This is a genomic window from Flavobacterium sp. SP2 (assembly GCF_057626655.1).
Genome location: NZ_JBVHBT010000002.1, coordinates 486,786 through 509,870 on the forward strand (window position 1 = coordinate 486,786; position 23,085 = coordinate 509,870).

26 protein-coding genes and 1 pseudogene are annotated in these 23,085 nt (G+C 33.0%); 12 read left to right on the plus strand and 15 right to left on the minus strand.

Going from position 1 to position 23,085, the window contains the following annotated elements; translation table 11 throughout:
* Positions 1–311: 311 nt before the first annotated feature.
* Both ACZ098_RS06635 and ACZ098_RS06640 read right to left on the minus strand, forming a co-directional pair.
* On the minus strand, positions 312–1,886 hold the full coding sequence (locus ACZ098_RS06635; protein ID WP_487310956.1) for a hypothetical protein: 1,575 nt from the start codon (positions 1,884–1,886) through the stop codon (positions 312–314).
* A gap of 2 nt (positions 1,887–1,888) precedes the next feature.
* Positions 1,889–2,284 (minus strand): hypothetical protein, encoded by a 396-nt coding sequence (locus ACZ098_RS06640; protein WP_487310957.1) that lies wholly within the window; start codon positions 2,282–2,284, stop codon positions 1,889–1,891.
* A 346-nt stretch (positions 2,285–2,630) separates the two neighbouring features.
* On the opposite strand from ACZ098_RS06640, the gene ACZ098_RS06645 reads away from it, so the two are divergent.
* The 6 genes from ACZ098_RS06645 to ACZ098_RS06670 all read left to right on the plus strand — a co-directional run bounded on the left by ACZ098_RS06645 (position 2,631) and on the right by ACZ098_RS06670 (position 8,045).
* On the plus strand, positions 2,631–4,034 hold the full coding sequence (locus ACZ098_RS06645; protein WP_487310958.1) for a type IV secretory system conjugative DNA transfer family protein: 1,404 nt from the start codon (positions 2,631–2,633) through the stop codon (positions 4,032–4,034).
* A 34-nt stretch (positions 4,035–4,068) separates the two neighbouring features.
* The gene (locus ACZ098_RS06650) at positions 4,069–4,428 is read left to right on the plus strand and encodes a DUF2958 domain-containing protein (RefSeq protein ID WP_487310959.1); all 360 of its coding nucleotides are present in this window, start codon (positions 4,069–4,071) and stop codon (positions 4,426–4,428) included.
* 92 nt (positions 4,429–4,520) lie between these two features.
* Positions 4,521–4,892: a hypothetical protein gene (locus ACZ098_RS06655; RefSeq protein ID WP_487310960.1), complete on the plus strand. Its 372-nt coding sequence runs from the start codon at positions 4,521–4,523 to the stop codon at positions 4,890–4,892.
* The gene (locus tag ACZ098_RS06660; RefSeq protein ID WP_487310961.1) at positions 4,893–5,360 is read left to right on the plus strand and encodes a hypothetical protein; all 468 of its coding nucleotides are present in this window, start codon (positions 4,893–4,895) and stop codon (positions 5,358–5,360) included. It abuts the gene before it with no gap.
* The gene (locus ACZ098_RS06665; RefSeq protein WP_487310962.1) at positions 5,344–6,201 is read left to right on the plus strand and encodes a relaxase/mobilization nuclease domain-containing protein; all 858 of its coding nucleotides are present in this window, start codon (positions 5,344–5,346) and stop codon (positions 6,199–6,201) included. The genes ACZ098_RS06660 and ACZ098_RS06665 overlap by 17 nt, the downstream gene beginning before the upstream one ends.
* 317 nt (positions 6,202–6,518) lie before the next feature.
* Positions 6,519–8,045: a recombinase family protein gene (locus ACZ098_RS06670; RefSeq protein WP_487310963.1), complete on the plus strand. Its 1,527-nt coding sequence runs from the start codon at positions 6,519–6,521 to the stop codon at positions 8,043–8,045.
* Here the strand turns inward: ACZ098_RS06670 and ACZ098_RS06675 are convergent.
* The 13 genes and pseudogenes from ACZ098_RS06675 to ACZ098_RS06735 all read right to left on the minus strand — a co-directional run bounded on the left by ACZ098_RS06675 (position 8,035) and on the right by ACZ098_RS06735 (position 17,218).
* Positions 8,035–8,280, minus strand: coding sequence for a hypothetical protein (locus ACZ098_RS06675; protein ID WP_487310964.1), 246 nt, complete (start codon positions 8,278–8,280; stop codon positions 8,035–8,037). The genes ACZ098_RS06670 and ACZ098_RS06675 overlap by 11 nt on opposite strands.
* Before the next feature lie 71 nt (positions 8,281–8,351).
* Entirely contained in the window at positions 8,352–8,846 is a 495-nt protein-coding gene (locus ACZ098_RS06680; protein WP_487310965.1) for a hypothetical protein, read from the minus strand.
* A gap of 416 nt (positions 8,847–9,262) precedes the next feature.
* Positions 9,263–10,165 (minus strand): replication initiation protein, encoded by a 903-nt coding sequence (locus ACZ098_RS06685; RefSeq protein ID WP_487310966.1) that lies wholly within the window; start codon positions 10,163–10,165, stop codon positions 9,263–9,265.
* Positions 10,166–10,672: 507 nt separating this feature from the next.
* Positions 10,673–11,134 carry a hypothetical protein gene (locus ACZ098_RS06690; RefSeq protein WP_487310967.1) on the minus strand — a complete coding sequence of 154 codons (462 nt, stop codon included), beginning with the start codon at positions 11,132–11,134 and terminating at the stop codon, positions 10,673–10,675.
* Between the two features lie 900 nt (positions 11,135–12,034).
* A pseudogene (locus ACZ098_RS06695) lies at positions 12,035–12,859 on the minus strand (DNA cytosine methyltransferase).
* Positions 12,860–14,078: 1,219 nt separating this feature from the next.
* Positions 14,079–14,489: a hypothetical protein gene (locus ACZ098_RS06700; RefSeq protein ID WP_487310968.1), complete on the minus strand. Its 411-nt coding sequence runs from the start codon at positions 14,487–14,489 to the stop codon at positions 14,079–14,081.
* A 39-nt stretch (positions 14,490–14,528) separates the two neighbouring features.
* Positions 14,529–14,807: a hypothetical protein gene (locus ACZ098_RS06705; protein ID WP_487310969.1), complete on the minus strand. Its 279-nt coding sequence runs from the start codon at positions 14,805–14,807 to the stop codon at positions 14,529–14,531.
* Positions 14,808–14,829: 22 nt separating this feature from the next.
* Complete coding sequence (locus ACZ098_RS06710) at positions 14,830–15,084, minus strand: hypothetical protein (protein WP_487310970.1); 255 nt, start codon at positions 15,082–15,084, stop codon at positions 14,830–14,832.
* Positions 15,081–15,524: a hypothetical protein gene (locus ACZ098_RS06715; RefSeq protein WP_487310971.1), complete on the minus strand. Its 444-nt coding sequence runs from the start codon at positions 15,522–15,524 to the stop codon at positions 15,081–15,083. Before ACZ098_RS06715 ends, ACZ098_RS06710 begins: the two co-directional genes overlap by 4 nt.
* Positions 15,476–15,718 carry a hypothetical protein gene (locus tag ACZ098_RS06720; protein WP_487310972.1) on the minus strand — a complete coding sequence of 81 codons (243 nt, stop codon included), beginning with the start codon at positions 15,716–15,718 and terminating at the stop codon, positions 15,476–15,478. The genes ACZ098_RS06715 and ACZ098_RS06720 overlap by 49 nt, the downstream gene beginning before the upstream one ends.
* A gap of 38 nt (positions 15,719–15,756) precedes the next feature.
* Complete coding sequence (locus tag ACZ098_RS06725) at positions 15,757–16,344, minus strand: hypothetical protein (protein WP_487310973.1); 588 nt, start codon at positions 16,342–16,344, stop codon at positions 15,757–15,759.
* Positions 16,345–16,387: 43 nt separating this feature from the next.
* Positions 16,388–16,837, minus strand: a complete 450-nt coding sequence (locus ACZ098_RS06730) for a hypothetical protein (RefSeq protein WP_487310974.1) — start codon at positions 16,835–16,837, stop codon at positions 16,388–16,390.
* Between the two features lie 165 nt (positions 16,838–17,002).
* Positions 17,003–17,218: a hypothetical protein gene (locus ACZ098_RS06735; RefSeq protein WP_487310975.1), complete on the minus strand. Its 216-nt coding sequence runs from the start codon at positions 17,216–17,218 to the stop codon at positions 17,003–17,005.
* Positions 17,219–17,820: 602 nt separating this feature from the next.
* On the opposite strand from ACZ098_RS06735, the gene ACZ098_RS06740 reads away from it, so the two are divergent.
* From ACZ098_RS06740 to ACZ098_RS06765, 6 genes are all read left to right on the plus strand, one after another.
* Positions 17,821–18,438, plus strand: coding sequence for a type IV secretory system conjugative DNA transfer family protein (locus ACZ098_RS06740; RefSeq protein WP_487310976.1), 618 nt, complete (start codon positions 17,821–17,823; stop codon positions 18,436–18,438).
* Between the two features lie 312 nt (positions 18,439–18,750).
* The gene (locus ACZ098_RS06745) at positions 18,751–19,068 is read left to right on the plus strand and encodes a hypothetical protein (protein ID WP_487310977.1); all 318 of its coding nucleotides are present in this window, start codon (positions 18,751–18,753) and stop codon (positions 19,066–19,068) included.
* 40 nt (positions 19,069–19,108) lie between these two features.
* Positions 19,109–19,321 carry a hypothetical protein gene (locus tag ACZ098_RS06750; RefSeq protein WP_487310978.1) on the plus strand — a complete coding sequence of 71 codons (213 nt, stop codon included), beginning with the start codon at positions 19,109–19,111 and terminating at the stop codon, positions 19,319–19,321.
* Positions 19,322–19,360: 39 nt separating this feature from the next.
* Positions 19,361–19,957: a hypothetical protein gene (locus ACZ098_RS06755; RefSeq protein ID WP_487310979.1), complete on the plus strand. Its 597-nt coding sequence runs from the start codon at positions 19,361–19,363 to the stop codon at positions 19,955–19,957.
* Positions 19,958–20,008: 51 nt separating this feature from the next.
* Complete coding sequence (locus tag ACZ098_RS06760; protein ID WP_487310980.1) at positions 20,009–20,404, plus strand: hypothetical protein; 396 nt, start codon at positions 20,009–20,011, stop codon at positions 20,402–20,404.
* 775 nt (positions 20,405–21,179) lie between these two features.
* Positions 21,180–23,084, plus strand: coding sequence for a T9SS type A sorting domain-containing protein (locus tag ACZ098_RS06765; protein ID WP_487310981.1), 1,905 nt, complete (start codon positions 21,180–21,182; stop codon positions 23,082–23,084).
* Position 23,085: the final 1 nt, after the last annotated feature.

The following is a 23,085-nucleotide window of genomic DNA, read 5'->3' on the forward strand; positions in this document are numbered from 1 at the left end:
TACGGTGTCTGGTTTTTATCTGAGTAGAAATTGATCAGGTTTATTACTTAAACTAGAACCTTCCTCCGTTTTTGGTACCGTTTCTAACTTTATAAAAGTCAGATTGAAATTTCTACTGCAAATCAATGAAAGATTTAAATTTTAATTATTGTCAATCCTTTGCCATTCCTGACAAATTTTACTTTCCTGAAGATATACTTCTAGAACAGTTATAAAATCTACTTGAAAAAGCTGGAGTAGTAGGATATTGTGAAAATAAAAAAAGGCTTTCCAAAAGTTATTGAAAAGCCTCTTGTTAAGTAAAAAACTCTTTACGTAATTTCTATTTTACCATGTATGTGATCTGCTTTTACAAGGTTTTTTGCAAAATTTTGAGTTATTGGAAAAAGATACATAGGAACATTAGTTGCTTTTGAGATTTCCACTAGTTTATCTATATTCATCATAGTTAATTGTTGATGAAATCCTTCTACTGAAATTACCGTTTGGTTTGGTAATGTAAAAGCATCTAATAGAGCTTCTGAATCTGATATGTTCCAATTTTTTTGCTGAAATTCAGATAAAATTTTAGTAATAGTGGCATTTTGCGTTAATTTGGTTTGAAATTCATTTAGCTGATTATGAATTGATACCGAGTGGTCTTGAGGGTTTTTGCTGTCACACATCATACCAAAAAATCTTTGTTGACCATTTATAAAAACCTCTGAGAACTGCTCATCTGAGAACTGCTCATCTGAAAAATAAAAAAAAGAAACTTCGTCAGATGTTCTCTCTAGTATTTCTACACCTACCATCTTTTGTATGCTATTAGATAAAAAAATGGTAAAGCTTCTAGTCAATTCCTCTATAATGAATCCATTTTTTAGGCCTGTATTTAGAGTTTTAACTGGTGTTTGCCATCTGTATTTTATGCAACCGGGACCAATTGATACTTTCTTCTTGTTTCTGTATCCAATCTTTTCTAGGTGAATTAAATAATCCAATTCACTTTTGTCTATAACTGTTAGTTGAGTCTGTTGAAAATTAATAATCCCTTTAATTTGTTTAGGAATTACCTCAAAGAGTGTTTGCCCATAAAAAATTTTACACTTTGCATTACCTATAAAAGTTAAATTCTCATCTACTTTTAAATTATTTAACTGAGTCATACCCTTAAATGCAACGTTAGAAAATTCGGCATTTTCCTTATAATGATTGTCTGAAAAACTTACTAGCAAATTATTGAAACTAGAATCTCTTAAGAAAAAAAGTGAATGAAAAACATTTCCTATGATATCAAAACAATTCTCATTTTTTTCAATTGAGATAAAATCCACTTGTTCTTTAAATATACAGTCTCCAATATAAAGGTTTGCCTGAAAATCTTTCTGATGATTAAACTCAAAGTAACCTTCAAATTGACAAAACGAAATTTGAACGGATTGAACTTTGTTTGTATTGAGAAATAAATTATTAGAAAATACAACTTCTTGTTTGAACACACAGTGTTTAAATATTACATTCTGCATAAAAAAACAATCATGGAAAAGAATCTGATGTGAAATTTCTTTTTTTCTAGTCTTTAATCCTTCTATACAGATGGTCTCTAAAAAGCACGCTTCTTGTAATTCACAATGTACAAGAAGTTCCAAATAATCTATGTTATAACTTCTTTTATCAGAAACAAAATTAACTTGACATAAATTAATTTTACTTTTTTTCTTTTGACAAATTTGTCTGTACTTTTTCAGGTAACCAACGAAGTCATTGTCTTTTTTCCATTGAATATCACTACTATGAAAAATACATTTCTGATCGTAATCTAAAGGTAAATCTTTAATAAAATCTCCAAATTGGCAATTGAGGTTTTTATGGTTCGCCTCATTTTTATAAACATAATTACACATATTTATTGCATTATTATATCTCCATTCATAGTATCTGTTTTAGTTATGCTTTTTGCGATAAATATTTCAGTTTTTGTACTTTCATTTTGCTGATATTTTGATAAATATTCCATATAACTACTATATCCTAAATATCTTGATAGTTGAAATCTAAAATCACCATCAGGCACTTTAAAGCCATCATTAGATGAGTCATCCCATTTTTCCACATATTTTTTGTGGTACCGCTCCAAGGTCTTGCATGAAATCGCTTTAAATTTCCAATCTTCATTTTCCTTGATATCAAAAATACTTCTTTCAATATGCTTTACAACTGCATCTCTAACTTCTGAGCCGCACTCTTTTCTTGCTTTTTCAAATACTTCTCTCATGAAGTCTTCAATAACTATACTCTCCATAATTCTTGTTTTTATTTTTTGTCAAAGTTGGAAATAAACTGACAATATCATTTTTAAAAATTTTTAACTACTTGCACCTCATTAAAATAGCTGCCTACAATTTATAACAAAGCTAGAAAAAAAACACAGAAAAAAAATGCGGGAAAAACACATCATTTTCTTTACAATTTTTAAATCACTCACTTATGAAAAAAACACTCGAACTTCTATCGGACTCTTTTATCAAACTCTTTGATGCACTGTTCAAAATCATCTTAACAATCATCTACCTCGTCTTTTACGCCATGGAACAAGTCTGCTCAATGATTGCAAACAAAATTCAAAAAAAACTTTAATCTCATTATTTATGTTCAAAAAGTTAATCAACAATGCTATAGATAAAGCATCCGATCAAATAATCGAAGCTGGCAAAGATTTTCTAGGTGTTAAAAAACCATTTAAGGTAGAATTTGCAAATCCATCTCGGTTAATTTCTGAAAAAGAAAAAGGATTCTGTATAGATGGACTGCGCTTTATTTCACAGGCCAGAAGTAGAGAAAATTATTTGGTGGTAGCACCATCTGGAAAAGGCAAATCCCAAGTCAGCGTTTTCCCATTTCTTCTAAATAATTTAGGGGAACACTCTCTAATAGTAAATGACCCAAGTGGCGAATTATCTCAAAGCATTCCCTATCTTGAATCACAAGGCGTGGATTGCCATGTACTTGATTTTGGTAAAAAATCAGGGGTATACTTCAATCCTCTTTTAGGGTGTAAGGGAAATTTAACACAAATGAGAAAAATTGCCAAAACACTCTTACTGGCCACACAAAAAGAAAGTGACTTTTTTACGCTTTCAGCAACCGATACCATTGTAATGTTCATCCAATATCTTACTGAATCTGAATCTAGCGAATATCAAAATTTAGCCAATGTGTATAGATTACTTTTGGAATACCAAGGAACACCGTCCGTTGTTGAATCACTTCTAGCTGAAAGAGCCTCGGAGGATGTTTTTAGAAAATTAAAATCTCTTAGTGGCTCTTCCGAAAATACTCGTAAATCAATCATAGCAAGCGCACTAGCTGCACTGTCTTTTTTAGGTGATGATCCCCTACTTTGTGATATTACATCACACAACACCATCGATTTTAATGATTTTCGATGCAAACCAACTGCATTATTTGTTCATGTTCCAATTGGAGATGTCGCCTATTATGCTCCCATGATAAGTATCTTTTTTCAAGAATTCTACAGGTACGCTTTTAGCCAGTTACCCAATGAGAATCATAAAGACGTATTCATGATTTTAGATGAGTTCGATACGCTGACCGCCATAGGTGATTACTCCGAAATTATATCGAATAGTCGTAAGTATAGAATCCCGCAACAAATCATTTTACAGAGTGAATCACTTCTTAGTAAATACGGTGAAAAAGCTAAAAACATTCTTAATAATTGTGGGGTTAAATGCTATTATGGCGGCCTTGGAGAGGAAACTTTTAATCTTGAAAAATTAATGGGACAATGCGAAGTAAAAGACAAAAAAACAGGTGCTATAAAAATTAAACCTCTAATGTCAGCCACACAGATCAGAGAAATGTCAGATGAACTTCTTATCATTCCCTCAGGAGAAAAACCAATTAAAGTTTGTTATACTCCAGCATACAAGCAACGTAATCTAGTTCGAAAGTTAAACATTCCCTCTAGACAAAGACAAGATCCACAAATATTGAGCGTGCAATACCTAAATCTAAGTTCTTTTCAATAACCAGCCCATCAAATAATTCTAATTTAAAAACACCATGAAACTAATTACTAAAAAACTAGAAGAGCGTTTTGCTCAAATTGGAGACCAATCACAAAGCCATGACCCTATTGTTGTTGCTAAGTTCTTTAACCCCTGCGGAAGTATGACTTGGTATGCCACTGAATATGATCCTCAAACGAATATTTGTTTCGGATTTGTAACTGGTACAGGTTTCGATGAGTGGGGGTCATTCTCGATTGACGAATTGGAAAGCATCAACTTATATTTAGGTTTAAAAATAGAACGAGATCTTTATTTTAATGAAAAAACCTTTGATGCACTAATGAAACAACTTTGCCAAGAAATGTTCCCCAAGAAAAAAGAATCTAGCAAGGACCAAGACTTGGAACTATAACAACCACAATTATGACGCATCCAACTGTAAGTACTCTTAAGCAGCGTTGCGATAATCCATTATAAAGTATCTTATTTAATCTATATCCTATAATGACAACAAACAACACACCTTATTTTACAAAAAACGATGTTTTGCATTTCCTTATCAGAGAATGTAATCAAGATGCAGCATCACTCTTTCATTTAAAACAAATAAATCCTGAAAAATATCTTGAAATCGTTGACCGGGTTTTCAAAAGATTTACCAATCATTGGATGGATAAACAAACTGGGGAACTCGTCACCGAGCATCCCCAAAATCCACTAATGCAATTTTTTGTATTTGGTTATCCGGGTTATCACACTATAGAAAACCTACAAGATTTAGTTGCTCATATGCAAAATGCACACATATTGAGAACGGAACGCATTTCAGATTTCAATCATGTAATTCACAGAGAAGATCTAGACTTAGATTTATAAATGAAAAAGATGTTCCCCTATAAAAACCTGCACCACTACCTTGATTTGGTCTTTATGGGTATGGATCCAACACCAGAACAGGTTATTTTACAAAAAAAGGTCTATTGGAAAGCGTACAACACCCATCTTAAACAAATCCAAAGAACAAAACAAAAACAAATTACTATTACCCTTGACAAACCACTCTTTGAGATGCTCTTACAAAAAAGTAATCAGAAATCAGTACCCACTTACATCAAGAAAGTACTAGTGGAACATACCCAAGAATATGAAACGGGCCGGATTGTTGCATCGCACGATACAGTTGTTATAGAACAACAATTTTTTTTGGTTATCGATTATCTAGAAGCACTACTTTATTTAAGAAGAACAATTGATAAAGAGGCTGTAACTAAACTAGAAAAAATACTTAAGGAACTTGTGGGTTTATTAGAAGATAAATTTAAAAAAAATGATAATCAAAAGTAAATCCTACAAACACTTAGGTAGCTTCTGCTCTGTGCTCAGTTATATACTTCGAGAGAATGAAAAAGAAGATGGTTTTATCTTAAGTAAGTTTGTTAAAGGCAAAAACCTCTCTAGCGAACAACTACAAAAGCAATTGCTCATAAATGAAGCCTTACGCATCAATAAACGCAAGAATAATGTTGTACTCTATATGGACATACTCTCTTTTCATCCTAAAGATGCCAAGCACTTAGATAACCAGAAATTGTATCAAATCGCATTAAAATATTTATCACTCAGAGCCCCTAAATCTATTGCCATCGCTACTGTACATCGTCACGAGAAAAAGCACATTCATTTACATATTTGCTTTTCTGGAGTAGAATACAAAACTGGTAAATCCATCCGCATTTCAAAAGAAGATTTCAAAAAAAAGGTAAAACTAGAAATGGAGCGGTATCAGCAAGAAATGTTTCCAGAATTGGAGCGGTCCAAAATTCGACATGAAAAATCTAATTCTATTATCATAAAACAAAAAAAAGAGTTCGAAATTATATTGGAGCGAAAATCACAAACTTCTGAAAAACAACAAATCCTGCTACTTCTAGAAGAGGCCTTCAAAACCGCTACTAATGAATCCGATTTTTATACAAAACTAATAGAAAAAGGGTGTCTACTTTACACTCGAGGTGGCAAAATAACGGGAATTGAATCGGTACGTAAATTCCGTTTTAAGACCCTAGGATTCACTCCTGAAGTTTTACGCACACTAGAGCAAAATGCTACCCTAGTAAAAAGAATGCAACTTCTTGAAACTATAGAACAAAACCGAAATGAAAAACAAAATGAACATTACAAATAGACCGCCAAAAAGGGGTCCAGGGGAAATTCCCCTGGCAGGAGGGCATTGTTACAATAATGTAGTGACCGTCACAATGCAATCCTGCAATAAGTGCTAAAGTGAAGCTAATACCTACTATACAACTTCTTTATGTCAAACCTAATTCGTATTTTGCTTGGAATCAAACCTAAAAAATAGTACCAAAAAAGACTCTGAAAAAACTCCTTTTGACGCAAGTAAAACAGGTCGATTTGTCATTGAAAAATTAAATGAATTGGCACTTATTGAATTTCTAATCGCTCAAGAAAAAAAGAAAAAAGTACAAAAAAAATAGCCCGATGAGTAAACGAGTAATCACCTATGCTAGAACTTCTACCGAAGAACAATCCAAACATTCTATAGATCAACAATACGAATCCTTACAAAGGTATTGCGCACATCAAAACTATAGTATTGTAGAGCATTTCAATGAACACTGCTCGGCAAAAGATTTTAACAGACCTGTTTTTAAACAAATGTATGAATTTGCTAAAAAACACAGAAAATCTATTGACGCATTACTGGTTTTACGTTTTGATCGTTTTGGTAGAAATATCATTGAAAATTTTACAACAATAAAAAAATTTCAATCCTTAGGCATTGAGGTAAATTCCATTGAAGACCCCATCGATTTTAGCTCTCCTGAACATAAAATTTTGATGTCACTTTTTTTCTCTGTAAGCGAAGTGGAGCGCGATAAAATAGCATTAAGAACACGTCAAAATATGAATTTTAGTATGAAATCTGGTTTTTGGTGTGGAACTGCGCCTTTTGGCTATTCCAATTTTAGAGACCAAAATGGTAAGTCTACCTTAATTCCGAATGAAGATGCTAAACTAGTAAAATTATTTTTTGATGAATATGCTAAAGGAGTTTATAGCATTGAGCAGGTACGGCAAAAATTAATTCCACTAGGACTAAAACGCAATAGAAACTCCTGTATGAATCTTATTAACAACCCCGTTTATACCGGAAAAATAATTATCAAGGGTGATAAAAAAGAAGATGCTATTTTAGTCGAAGGTATTCATCCTGCTATTATTGAGCAAAACCTGTTTGAAACTTGTCAACGTATCATTAAAAGACATCATAAACCACCTGTTTTAAAATCGTCTCTGATTGATGATGCAATGCCTTTGAGAGGATTTATTTTTTGTCCCAAATGCCATAAATTACTAACAGGTAGTTTCTCTAAAGGAAGAGGAGGAATTAAAAGATATGCTTACATTCATTGCAACCCACCTTGTACAATACGCTACAAATCAGAACCGTTACACCAATTGTTTGAAAAATTACTCTCTCAATTAGCCCTTAAAGATGATGTCAAGAAAACCTATCGAGACTTGCTTAAAAAAAACTTTAACTCCATTCTAAAAGAAGCGCAGCTACATAAAGAATCATTCATCCGAGAGAAAAACAAAATTGAGACTAGAATAGATTCTCTTAGGGATAAATACTTGGATGATGAATTGGATAAAAACACTTTTGATCTCATGAATCATAAACTAAAAATCCGCTTAGAAGAAATAATCTTTGAACTGACCAAACTGGAAAATCACGGCAAAGATTTTGAAAGACATCTTGCCAATGGAATATCATTCTTGCATCACATCGACCAAATTTATCGTGAAGCCTCAACTGGTCTAAAGAAGAAAATAATTAACACACTCTTTCCAAATAAATTATACTTTAATAATTCTAACTTTATAACACCAAAGTTGGATGATATTACTAGTCTAATACTGGATTTAGATAAAGTCGACTTACTTAAAACAAATCCAGCACAAAAAGACCAACCCCTTTTAGCTCAAGATATTAATGTTTAGCATTGCAATGCAAACAATAATAAGCAACTTTAGCGCCCAAGAGCGTATATTTCTCAACAGTACCTTCGATTTCTTTATTACAATCGGGACATCTTTTGCTCAGTCCTTCAAAAAATTTTTCATTAAAATCACAATTACTGCAATAATAAATTACTTCTACCCCAGCTGGAAATTTCTTTTCATCCTTAGCATACATTACCTTATTACAGTAGGGGCAATTTTTACCTTTAGCCATTTTTTTTGTATTTTATATCACTCACAAAACTAGGACTATTTAGTCTTTTCCCCTTGCGGGAAAACCGCTAACTAATCCTTGATGTAGTTACTCTGCATAGGAAACGAAAAGCCTTCTCTAGTATATTTGAAAAGTTTCAAAGACGTAAAGGCATCCGAATTGTACTTTGCAAAACTAACAAGCATATAATAATTCCCTTCTGTATCCCTAATAAAATATCCTTTTATCTTTGGTAAAAAATCCATTTCTAACATTAGATTATCGAAGGGTTGTAATAGTGTATTTGGGCTGTATTGACCAAACCCATTTTGAAGTAGCCAATGCCAATAATCTGGATTTAAATCACTTGCATCAACATCCCAAAAATGCATATTGAAAGCTTCGCAAGTTGGATTTATTTCAAGAAATGTCAATTCGTTGAATTTTTGATCCAAATAATTAAAGGTGTGCAAAAAACTTTTATCCCCTTCTTTGTACTGAATTTTTTTACCAGAAGCAAAATCAATTATTTTATTAAAGCCTGTTTGTTCAAGTAATGCCTCTAGCGTAGCTTTTAGTGTTTTCATAGTGTTATTTTGAAAAAATAAATGACTTGATTAGTAGTGTTGTTTTTCTAACATTTTGCAAGAGAATAACAAGATATAATTTTAAACTCATTTTAATTATCACCATAAAGTTCTTTGAGTTTTCTATCTACAAATCCTTGCAAGAATTTATTAACCTTTCCCGCTACCCAATCTTTTTTCATTATCGGATGCAAAAAATTTCACTGATATTGCTCTAAAACCAATTCTATAAATTCATCATCCATGTACTGCTCTCTTAGTTTCTGTAACTGCTCTTCTTGCTGAATTTTCTTTTCTTGTGTATGCTGCATTTGAAATAACTCTTGCGCTTTATCCTGATTTTTTTTCTTGGTCTTTGACTGCTCTATTTCTATATCTCTTTTATAGTATCCTTTTTGTAAAGCAGTTAGAAAAAATCAAGCCTGATTAGCTACATTATTAGTTTTAAAATGTGACTGACAATTTTTTAAAGTTTCTTGAATATATAACTCATCGTAATATGGAAGTATTTCAGAATCTATAACCGATTGCATGACCCCCAAACTCCTTATGGTATCTAATGGATTGCTCTGGGCAATATCATTAATTGTTCCGATGACTTCATTGCACGTATTACCTTTCAATTTTTGCTTTGGAGTATTTTTATGAATGTAAAAAGTGATTTTCTCCACACGGCGAGAATTCTCTGAAATTTCTTCAAAAGTAAAACTAATATCGGTGTGTTGTAATAAGTCCTCTTGCGCTTTGAGTAAAATACGTGTTTTAAAATTGGCAAATTTGGAATACTTATCTTCAACACCTAAAATCTGTTTTAATTCCTCAATATCAAATACTCTTTTACCAATCCCCTCATACGACTTTAAAAGCTCGTACATTCTTATGGAGTTTCCACTAGAGATTTTTAGAATATTTTTCAAATCATACAACAAAAATTTGTTCTTCAATTGTAATAAATAAGGTTTCATAGCGGGATGAAACGTAGCTTCAAGTATTCCTCTTCCATTTACATTGTATTTGAAAGAGGACACTAATGTGGTTTTCAACTCTTTTTCTTGATTATTCTCTCTAAGTGGAATGGTGATTACTTTTTTGAGCATACTAGTGGTGAGCTGACTAATTTCAGCATAGATTGTTTTTGATTTCAGTTCAAAAGTTTCAATGATATCTTTAATTGGGATTTTATAGGTTTTAAAATCCTCGTCCCTGTCGTCAATTAGACTTACTATTATAGTAAAAAGTCTCATTTCCATAAGGGTAAAACTGTGCCTGGCCGTTACTAAATCATGTGATTTTTTAACTGTAAGTTGTGTGGCATTCATTGGCGCGTTTTATAAAATAAAACATTTATGTTTTAAGCTACAACTCTTAGCTACTGTAATTTTTAATTGTAATATTTCAAGAGTATATCGCCCCGAATTTGTAACCTTAGTGAAGTCCCCAAATTAGTAGCACTTGCTGGCTGTTTTTGAAGCATCCAACCCCAATTTTGTAGCTGATGCAAACCGAATTTGGAATACTTGACCCCATTTATGTTATACTCTGTTCCATTTCTGGTGCCCAATCTTTTCAAAACAGGCTTTACAACTAAGTTTTTACGCACTATAAACAATATAAACATCTAAGTAATGTAACAAATTAAACAAGAAAACTAACTAAATACTTTTTGTTGCTCTTCTTTAATTATTTTGCTAATTTTTGGCTTTGTAGTGCTATTTACTATTATTTGTTTTAGACTTGGTATTATTATGGGAATCAATTTTGGGGTAACGATTAACAAACGCTTGTCAAGGATAATGATAGCTTCAACAAACCTAGTCACTCCCCTGTTAGAATTTTAGTTTTCCTCGAACAACAAGTCCTATAAATAGTAGTAGTAAAATAGTTAGCGCTATACTAACTATTAAAAAAGCGGTGGCTTTATTAGATGCTTTTATAAGTTGCACATACATCATATTAAACTGCGATTGGGCTTGTTGTAAACCATTTTGAAGTTGCTGTGTTTGTTCTTTATACAGCGTAATTACTTCATTGTTGGCTTTTATGGATTCCTCTTGCTGGCTAATTTTTAATTGAAGGGTAAAATTTTCTTGTTGAATCTGCTGAATTTTATCATCCTGCTCTGCCCCGTTTGAGGTCTCTTGCTCTTTTGGAGTTTCTTTTTTAGATTCTGATTCTTTATCAGTTGACTCCCCTTCAATCGATTTTCCCATAGCTGTTGCCATCCTTTGCAAATCCTGCCACTCAATGTAACTACTTTTACCTCTAGTATCAATTTTAGTAATCAGCACAATTCAAAGTTTGTTAACCCGATTATAAAAAGTAGTATAACTTACACCTAGAATTCTCTCAGCTTCTGCTTTTGCAATTTGCATCACTTATTTGGTTATTATTTAAATGCTAACTAAGGGTTATCACACAAGGTAGTACCTTGCATATTACAGGGTTGTCAGTCCCATTGTCCTACTTTTATCAATGTTTTGTCAAAGCTTGTTTTTACGATTGTCAGCGGCTTTGACAGGGGAGTGACAATCTTTGTTTAGTATACCCTTTTAAAGCCATTTTTCAAGAGCATTTTTTTGATACGGTATTAACAAAGCTTTTGTAAGGTTGAAACTAGGTTTGTTTTCCCTTAAAGAGGAGTGAGTCAAACTATGTTAAAGGTTTGACAAAGCTTGTTGCTAGACTTGTCAAAGGTTGTTTGTTCTATTGTTTGACTGTGTCAAAATTGTATTCTTAAAGCCAACTTATTCTTGTCAAAACATTCAATGGTGTTTGACAGACCTTTGACAATCCTTTGTGATCATCGTTAATCAATAATCTCATAGCAGAGGAGTCCTACTTATAAAAAACACTTCTTTTTTATAGTTCAATTTTCCCTAAATAAACTTTTTAAAAATCAGTTTTTCAGGATTTTGATTGGCACTTAAATCCGGACACACTCAAAATAGTCTCTTGGAAATAGTCGTAAATTATTCGAATTGGAAACCTTTAACCTAAGACATTTGCCATTACTACTCATTTATATATTTTTAAACTAAAAAAGTAGTACCCAAGCTAGATTAAGAGGTTTGTATTTGATTGACAAACCTTTGTCAAAGTTCTTTCTTGCTTTTTCGTTACAACCTTTAAAACCATTGCTGCTTAATTGAATTAGCTATTAATGCTATCATAAGGGGAGGGACACTCATTCAGCAGATATTGCGAACATCTAATTTGCAAAAGTCGTAATCTAATGGAAAGCTACTCATACGAATGTATTCTGCATCGGTAAGATTACGAGCCTCATTGTAGTATACTGTAGCTCCATTTGAAGTCAGCGTTGGTGCGACAATATGGTCGTAGAGAATATTGGTACTAAAAAAAGCATTATAGGTGTTTAGTTTTCTGTATCTGGCATCCGCAAATTTTAGATTCTGATCCCCATATTCTACATAAGGCCATCTAAGTCTAATGGATTCTCGTAAGGGTTTATACTGAGTAGGGTTTTGATCGGCAATAGTTCCAAAGTATATTGGAGACTGCTTAAAATCCAACTGCAGCTCAGGTAGTTTCAAATCCATTCTCCTTGCAATAAAGAACAAACGCTCACGCGCTTGTGGTACTCCCATCGTTGCGGAATTCAGTGCAAAGAGTTGTACATCGTAACCGTTTTGAGAGAGTTTATCCCAAACAGCAAGGGCATATTTTTGAGATGCTCCAGCTACAAGTCCCATTACGTTTTCCATTAATGCTACTTTAGGTTTTAATTTTATTACTGTATCACAATACACCAGAACCAAATCTTCCAAGGTTTGCTTTTTTTGTCCTTCCTTAAAGACTCTTGGTTTTCACCAATCCTTCTCGCGTTTACCGCTCATCGAGAAGGCACTACAAGGAGGGGAGCCGTCCAAAATATCTAAAGAGTACAGTTCCATAGGCAAATCTTCTCTAAGATTAAATTCTCTAAGGTCTTGCTCGTAATAATACTTAGGTTTGTGGTTCTTTAAATAGACTCTGCTCATTTTTGGGTCAATCTCTACCCCTCACAAATGGTTATATCCTGCAAGTTTATAGCCCATAGTGGAGCCTCCACCTCCAAGAAAAAGTCCAAATACGCTCAGTGAATTACTCTTGGGGTAATCTTGGCTTAATTTTCGGTTGTAGTTTAAATTTTTCATATCTTTTTTTGATGTTGTTAAAAGATATTTCTCTGTTTTTAAATGCCTTTTGTCTGAGTCTTTGCTTGATTCTTAGTCTTTGTCTTTCTCTAGATTTTTTATTCAAGACGCTTCTATTGGTTTTCATATCAAGATTTAGTAAAGAATATAAATACTTCATTTAAATGGGATAGTTGGCTACAAGAATTTCTTTTTTTCTTTTTCATTGGGACACCTTAAGCCTATTTCCTGCTGTAAGTGGCATATCTATGGTTTTGGTATACCATCCATGTTTTGTAACAAACTCCATTAAAATATCAGAAGGGTAGTTACAGAGTAGAAATTTTCATTTTACGTTAACCAGTACATTTAAATCACGCACAAAATGTTCCTTCATATAACCTCCATAATGACCTTGATTTGTGCCAATATATGGAGGGGTCGCAGAAAATGAAGGCCTGTTTATGGTCTCTACTTTCAATTACTTTATGTGCTGGATTATTTTCTATTTGGGTATGAGCTAAACGTTTACTTAATATTTCTTTAAAATTCTCAACCTTGTTTTTAAATGATATAGTAGCTTTATTCTCTCTATCGTATCACCAACTGCCTATCTTACAAGAATATCACATGTTGGTGACAATAAAAAAAGCCCAAGCTCTAATAAGAGGGGAGTCTGCAAAAAGTTCCGGAGTATCGTAAATTAAAAGTGCTTTCTTGTAAGTTGACCTAGAAAGCAGTGTCGTTTCTACTTTTTGTTGTAACGCTTTAAAATTGGTTTTTAGAACGTCGTAAAAATTAACTACGTTCATATTAATGTCGTTAATAATCTCCACAGGGGATTGCTCCTTAGCAAAATACAGCGCTCATCCGCCAAAAAACGGCTCTATGTACGTTGTATGCTCTGGAATTATTGGCAAAATATGTTTGAGCATCTGTTGCTTTCAACCGTAGTAACTTATAGGTGTTTTAATTTTTGTTTGAGTTTTCATTTTAATAATCACGAAAAATAAAGTTTAAAAAAAATAGCTCAGAAACCCCGAGCTATTCATTTGTAAAAAATGATGTTAAAGACAAACCATAATTCTAACTGGATTTAGTCTTTTTTCTCTTCCCCTTTTGGGTCTTCTTTTTTTGTTTCATTTTTTGTTTCATTCTTTTTGGCTTCAATTTTAGCTGATGCAGCTGCTACTGAAGTTGGGATGATGGGATGTTCTGGAGCAAGCGGTAATAAAAACACATCCTTACTCCATTTTTCTGTCATATACGAAATGATAAATAAATCATCTCCTATGAGTTTTAATAATCCTTCATTTTCCATCTCCACCAGATTGTGTTCTTTGGGAACACTGCCGTTAAAGATTTTAGTAATAATTTCAATTAGTTCTTTTCTGGAAAAGAACTTTACCATCTCTGGGCTGATAACTCTGAATTCAGACTCCGCCTTCGATCTTTCTTTTAGTACTAATGAAAATATTTTCATCAGTGATTGCTTGTTTTGATTCATAATTTTACTTTTTTTATTTCTTTTTTGTCAACTTTTATCTTAGAAGTAGCTAAAAACAAATTGTGGATTGATAACCTCATACTTTTTAGCCTTATGATCTTTGACCATAGTATATTCAAATGGCACGTATGGTTTTATCCAAACACTAATAACTGTTCTGTCTTTAGTTTCTTCTAACTCACATCTTGGCAATTGTTTTTCTTTTTGATATCCTTCTGTATCTTGATTATCATAGTGTAGAATTTTAATACGATTCTCATTTACTATTTCATACTCAAGAGTCCAAACGGAGTCAATAAGCCTTTTTGTAGCTTTCATACTTCATTTTTTTTTAGATTGTTTATTCGATTAAATGATCTACACCCATCCTTTTATAAATCTCCAAATTATGGTCGAAAGCGCCTTTACACCTATGATTGGCTTTACGGTTTTTACCTTCTGTCCCGTGACAAATTTGATGCGCTTTAAAAAGCGTTCTTTTAATGACTTCATTAGCCAAATGCGTATCTTGATAGTGTCCCAATTCATTAGGTTTAAAAGGACAGGTTTTACAATGCGACGGCATTACAGGGAGCTTACTTGCATCTATTTTCATTTTTCTAAATCGGTATTAATTAACCAAATTTCATTGGCTTTATCATATCCGACCCACTGGTGGTTCTTGTCATAACCTCTAGAGGCTAATTCATAACGAATGATACGCTCAAGTGGAACTTGATATTGCAAAATAAATCGAAGTATCTCCCCATGAGAAGAACTAAAAAGTCCCATAATTTCTTCCCAATGATTAAGTGGACATTTTTGGGAGCGAAGCGCAGCAATTTGCTCATAGTCCATTTGATTATAATTTTGGGGTAGTGTTATATAAGAACCTTTTCTTCTTCCCTCTTTAGTAACTACTTGATATAATTTTGTTTTTTTGTCTTGAATCACTACATAACTTCTTTTTTGCATTCGGTATTTAAAATTCATCCACAATGCAATATCTATAGCTCTTTGCAGAGATCCGTGCTGTTTGAAGGCTTCACTTTCCATACACTTTGAATTTTTAATTGATTGGATTCAAACGTTCCTTTATTTATTAATTTATCTTTTATCTTTTGAGCATCCTCATGAGTAGCGAAGAAGATTTCAGGCTCGGCTATGTAATGCCTGTATCTTCCTCTTTTGAGCGCTACTAGAATAACAAAATACTTTATGCATTTATTTTCTTTGTTTTCATTATCCATTTTTGTTTTTGTTTAACAAATCGAATTTTCAATTTTTTCTACAATTCCATCACTTTAAGCTCGCCCTCGCAAAACCCTGCTTCAGCTATCAGTAATGCCAACATCATTTGAGCTTCCCACTCTGTTGTATAACGTTTGGCTGGAGTGGTACAAGAATACTTGTCCTCTTCTCTTACAGTAGCATCAAAAATGCCGAATCTTGGAGTAAGCTTGCCTGCTTTTTTAAGTAGCGTGCGAAAGTTACTTCTATCATATTCATCCCAATCGGGTATGGGTTTTTCAGCTAGATAATGGGTTTGAAGTCCCAACTGTTTGAGGGTTGCGTGAACATTATTACTGTCCATCACATAATCCTTCTCTTTTTCGTTATCCCATAGTTGTACAATGTAAAGTAGAATACTTCGCTCACTAGCTATGGCATCTAGTACTTCTTCAGGACTCATTTCAGACAGGTTATACGTTTGTGGGATATTCCCATGATACAACCAGCTGAGAATTTCTAGTAGTTCTTCTTTTGTAAAGAACTTCAAAAAGATGGGATTTACTATTTCTTGTTTTTCTGCCGATAATCTTTTCTCTAGCACACTTAAAAAGTAATGCAGGGTCACACGAATTTTTGCATTCATTTTTTTGTTTTTGTTTAAGGTGGTTTTAATTTTTTTAATTGCTTTAGACAGCTACAACCCTTAGATTTTCGATGTCCCCATTTTGCTCTATATGAAGATTAAAGAGCGCTTTTCGGGCTTCTGTTTCGCTTTTGTACAACTCTATTTGGTCAGCAAACACGCCAATGTTCTCTTGCGCTATTTCTTTTGATACAATCCCATAGCGAGAGTAAGGTTTACCCGCTTCTTTAAGTAAGGCTTGATAGGTTTTGTAATCCGAACTATCCCGCTCTAGAATTAGTTTTTTACTCAAAACATGTCTTTGGATACCCAATTCCTTTAGGGTTTGTTTTACCATTTGGGGAGTGAACTGATTGGGAACTGCTAAGTCAAAGTCATTCCAATTATCAATGATGTACGACAGGATATAACTGTTATCACCAATAATCTCTAACAAATCATCTACGGATACATTTTGCAAATCATAATGCCTATCAATGGACCCGTCATACATGTCTTTAATAATCAGAATCAGTTCCTCTTTGGTTAATAATTCTCAAAAGATGGAATCCACTTTAAGTGTCATCGGTGATTGTATCGTCTTATAATGACTCAGCAAGAAGTATTTGATAACCAAATAATGTTCTTTTTTCATTTGCCTTTGCAATTGCTAAAAGTTTTAATCCCTGTTTTCTACCTCACAATAATCAAGTATTGTTGATAGTAAATGATTGTAATCCTTACTTTGTGCCTCTTCCAAAACGAGTTCTATCTCCTTTGCGCTCCAACCTTCCTTAGTGGCTTGTCTTTTAAAACGTGCCATAATGCCATAGGCGTTTCCATCCACTCCTACTAAATCTAAATTCACTGTTTTGTCTACTAATTTGTTGCTCATTACTTTTTTTTTAAATGGTTACTTTTTTTTACTTTGTTACTGTCTTATTTTTTTCTTTACTACCTTTTTGGGGCTTTAGGATATAAAGGCTATTTTTTGTCGACATACATTTTTTAAGAAAGTGTTTTTAGAGTGCAAGCTGTTTTGTAATTTTTAACTTGACGCCTCATTTTGGCTTACTACTTTTATAAGAGGTTTAAATAGTGCTTCTAAGACTATTATTGCATACGCAATACAATCTTGCTCTTGTTATTAAACCGCCTCTTGCCTCTCTCTTTACAGGTCTTCAAAAATGCCTTCATAAGGGTTTTTATAAAGGTTTTGCCTTAACCACTTGACATTTTTATGCTACTCACTTGCTCATCAAAGTTGACTTGATTTTTGAAGTGTCAATCCATATCTAAGCCACTATCTTTTTTAAAAAAAGTTTTTAATTCTTTAATCCCTCCTACTATGATACATACTATTTTGAATTACATCAAAAACTACATCCTAAACCCATTAGGCACTTTTTTAGCCCTTGGAAACTGCCATTTCCCATAAGCGCACTGCAAAGACACTTAGTAATAACTTGAAGAACTGGATCTTGAAAAAGCCACTATATGAAAAGTTTGTTCTATTACTTGCAAGAGACTACTGCGGAGAAACAGCAGGCAAGTTTAATCCTGCTCGACCCCCACGGGGATATCTCTACTGAACTTTATGCTCTTAAATTAAATCTAAAAAATCCAAGCCGTCTATGGTATATCGACCCGTACTTGGACACTGAAAAAATACCCTGCATAAATCCTTTTTGGGACAAAATTACCGACCCAATACTTGTGGACTTACTATCCCAACAATGGGCTAAAGCCTTCTGTGAGCTCATCCCAGAAACGGGACTGACCCTTCAAATGCAGACCCTTTTAAAACCCTGTCTTTCAGTGCTTTTTGAAAAAGGGGAGTGTGGACTTACCGATTTACAACATTTTATGGACGATACTCAAAATAAGCAACTTGTCCTTCTTGGCACACAATCAACCAATGTGGTCTTTCGCAGCTTTTTTGAATCAACTTTTTTGGATAAAAAATACAGCACAACCAAACTCGCTATTTATACCAGACTACAATATCTTTTGAATAACTACCGTTTTTATCAAATGATGAACGGACCTTGTACCATTGATTTGAAAAAAGCTATGCTTCTAGGCAAAGTAGTGCTGTTTAATCTCTCTAAGTGAAAACTTTGAGAGGACACCTCCAAAGCTTTAGGAAAATTCATCTCGGCTACAGTTCTAAGTATCGCCTTACAAAGAGCCTTCCAAGAGGAGTCAAGCAGAAAAGCCTGTTATCTGTTCAGTGATGAGTTTCAAAATCAAGGCTCTTTAAGCATGGAAACTATCTTCTGTGAGGCAAGGAAGTACCGCCTATATCTTATCGTGTGATGTCAGAGTATCACTCAGCTAGAGCCCTCTCTAAGGGAGATGGTATTAAATAATACCGCCATAAAACTAGTGTGACTCAATGGTCTTCCTGCCTTAAAGGCACAGGCTTTGGATATCGGGGTTGCTGTACCTGAGCTCCAAAAGTTACCTGCCTTTCAGTTTTATCTAAAGTATGACCACCATCCTGCAATTAAAGTGCACAGTCCCTCCTTTTTACTTCACAATGCCAAAAGTTATTTTGCATTGCCAAAAGAGCTCGAATCTATAAAAGAATATTGTCTGAATCAAAGTGGTATCTATAGGGACAATCAATCACAGGCTGAGCAAATTACTATAAAAAGCAAACTAGTACCTCCCGATGAAAATCTAAAGACCAATACCACTGCAGACACCTTAGGAAATTTTGCACCAAAATTTAAGCTCTAACTTTCTAAGGGTAATTTAAAATCTAAAACAAAAACAAAAAATGAATCTAGATTCTCCCTTTGAGCGTATCACGCTCTCTCAACAAAAAATTTTACTGGCTCTTGCTACTTTTAAATTCTTAACTACAGGTCAATTACTTACTTTAGAAGTAATGAGCGATAGAGCCAACATTAATAAAAACATCAGTGCATTAAGGTCTCTCTTTAGACCTCTTTTGGGCTCGGTATCTTTTGGAGTGCATCCAAAGTTTTGAAAACTTGAAAGTGTTCATTATCTAACTATCCATGGCGCTATGCTTCTTAAAGAGTGGTTTGGGCAGCATGTATTGGTACGCTATCCAAAGGGAAGAAGTGGGCTTTTTTTACATGATTACTATCATAGAATAGGCACTGTTAACGTACACTTGGCTTTTAAGAGGCGAGCGGTAGCTAATGATTTAGATTTGCTTTTCTTTTGGACCTACTTTGATAAGCTTACCAGTGGCAAACAAAAAGGATACCGCGCCCAGTCTGCTATTTTTATTAGTGAAAACGAGTATTTGATTGCCGATGCACTTTGCATGTTACAAACCCCAATTAGAGAGGAACTTTATGCAATCGAATTTTTTAATGGAGATAACACCCATAGGGTGCACACTTCCTTATTTACCCATCTTCAAGCCCTTTCTAAAGGAGAACCCAGCAATCAGTTTGGACTAAAGCACGGATCTTGTGTGTTGTGTGTTTTTGAATTAAAAGAGTACAAACTCCATGCAATGAAAAGACTCAGCGAAGACACGCGTTTTCATGATGCCAAAAAACATTTTCTATTTAAATCAGTTGATGAACTATCTCAAGACAGCTTTTTCGATTGGTGGTTATTTGACGGAACTAGTGCCAGCTTGTTTTAGACTTGTAATTCATTGCAAAACGAGTAAAAAAAAGTCTAAAACATTTTTATTATGCAAAAATTTTATTTCGTACGCTATGAATTTGGGTTCGTTTTGGCACAAAGCCCTCAAGCTGCCTCTGATGCTGCTGCTAATGGTAGAGTTAATCCCGATGACAGTAAAGTGCTAATGGTAGTGGCTCAAAAAGCCGACACGCAGCTTTTTCCAAATTTATCTGAAAAAGAAGTAATGACGCGAATTGTGTATCTCCAACTCGCCATTATTTGGACTGTTTCGCACTTTGAGACAAGAGCTCTTAAAAAGGAAAAAGAAGCCGTCGGTAGTATTTATGACCGAAAGACTTTCGAAGGTGCGCTAGTCAAAATGATTGAAAATCATCATCGTGAAGAAGGTATTAGCTGGGTAACGGTAGATTACTACCTAGATAAGTACTGCAAAAAAGATTAAAATTATTCCCTGTTTTTTACAGGGATTTTTTTGTTTATGAAAAATAAAAAAGTTTAAAAAAAACTTTTCTGATAATTTAATTTCTTTTTTTAAAAAGTATTTTGACACTATAATCTCTAAATTATAGTGTTCGTATCTTAAAGCATACCGTTTAGAAAATAACTTAAAAATAATTTATTCAGAGCAAAAAAATTCTGCTTTTTTGAATAGATTTGATGCAGTATTCGGTTTACAGGATATGCTTTTGTAAAAAAATACAAATTTTATCAACAAATTAAATATTGATTTTCAATAGTTTAGAATTTTTGTTTAAAAATAAAATCTAAAACTAACTCTTAAAGATAATTTTAAGTTAGTCAAAGTAAATTAAAGTTAATAGCATTGTAAATTTTTTAACATTACGGTTTTGAAAATTTACTAATAAATGAAAATGTACACTTTTTACTTAAATCTAATCTTTAGGATGTTGACAAATAGGAATTATTTCATTATTAGTAATTCATCATGAAAAAACTATTCTTAGAAATTTATGGATGTAAAATGCTTATTTATATAACATCTCAACTTAGTATTGTTAAATTTAAGAATCATTGCTCATAGAATTTTTTAAAAAGTATTTCAACAAAACTTTCATTATCAACAAAAATACCAACCTATTATTTTAAAATTACTTTTTGGATACTGTTTTATTATTAAATGTAATTTTTATAGCCCAACAGAAATTTCATTTACAAAGTACTGTCGCAAAGCGTAATTAAAATCTTAACCTAATTCTATGAATAAAATCATCCGCTGTTTTCTACTATTTGTTTATTTTAACTCATTTGCTCAAAATCCTGCAAATGTATCTGGAAATTCGATTTGGATTAAAAACACTAAAGAGAGCTCAAGTCCTTTACTCAAAGCCAAAAATGATTCTTTAAATTTTAATTTAGAAGTAACTTTTTCTGAAAAAGAAAAAACAATCATTAGCAAGAATAAACTTAATCCTAACTTTACATTGTTTATTGTTTATAAATCAAATGAAGAAAGTGAAAGCGATATTGTAAACTACACAGTAGGTAATGAACTTTTGCAAATAACCAATAAAAAAGTTTATAGTTCATCAGGATTAGCATACTCAAAACATAAATCTAACAATGGCGTAATTGTAGAATATAGTGCCAATTTAAGGTTTGCCAAAAATTCAAATGTCTGTGTGTTATCTTTCCCTATGGGGAAAAACGATAGTGAAACTTCAGAGGAAAAGAGAACATCGGTATTTGAATTTATTTTTTATCCTAGAATACTCACTGCTACAGAAAAACTAAAAATAGAAAGTTATCTATCTATAAAGTATGGAATATCTCTTGTTGGAGAAACAAACTACTTAAGTTCAAATAGCACTAAAGTCTGGAATATTGAACAAAATGAAGCCTTTAACAACAATGTAACAGGGATTGCTAGAGATGATAAATCAGAACTATTTCAAAAACAATCTGTAAATGCAGCTAAAAAAGGACTACATATAGGCTTTGGAAATTATGACTCTATTTCAAAAGTTATAAAAAATGATTTTGATGATTCTTTTTATTTAGTTTGGGGACATAACAATAAAAGTGTTTCATTTAAACAGGAAGCCAATCAAAGTACAAATGACTCAATAGTTAAAATGGAACGAGTATGGAAGGTGCAATGTTCCTCATCTAATATTAAAGAGAGTCCAAAAAGTTTCGTTTTAATTAAGCCCAGTGATTATTTTATTAACTACAAAGCCAAAAAAGGTTATACGTTGTGGTTAGCAATTACGCCATATTGCTCAGATTCTTTTGATTATAGTGGAGCAATTTTTTACCCTGCTCAGATAAATAAACAAGGCGAATTAGTATTTAATAATGTTGTTTGGGACAAAGACAAAAGTGGTTCCGATGGATTTACTTTTATTCAAGCTCCTGAGTTATTTGTTGTAGATAAGCTTATTGATAGGGATTGTAATTTATCTACAAACTCAAAAATAAATCTAAAAGTAATTGGGGGTGTCGCTCCATTTGTTTTAAATGTAAAACATCAGGGTAACACCTCAAGTTTTGAAAAAAATATTAGAGATATTGAAATTGAATCACCAACCTCAGGTGATTATGAGTTAACTGTGGTTGATGCCCAAAAGCAATCGTTCTCTAAAATTATAAAGGTAAATTCTCTTGAAACCTTAAATGACTTTTCAAGCTCCGATTGGTTTTTAAATCAAAATTCAGAATTAGAACTAGCTCCAGCTTTAAATTTATCGCAATCAAATACAAAATATACTTTTACTTGGCAAATAGACCATAAAATCGTCTCTAATGAGAGCTCCTTAAAAGTTAGCACTCCTGGAGTTTATTCGTTGAAAATAACCAGTGATAAAGGTTGCCAAAAAAACCTTGCTTTCAATGTATTTGAAAAACCAGCGGATAACTATGGCGTAACACTTTATCCAAATCCTGTTAAAGGCTCTGAGCCATTTAATCTGAAATTTAATTTAAAAAAACCAAGCGATGTTGAAATAAAAGTGTACTCTATAACTGGTGCTTTATTAAAATCTGAAAAACTTAGTGCTGTTTCTCAATATAATTTTTCTCAAACATTGCAAACAAGTGGAAGTTACTTGATTGTAATCACAACAAATACACTATCTACCACTTATAAACTTATAGTAAACTAAC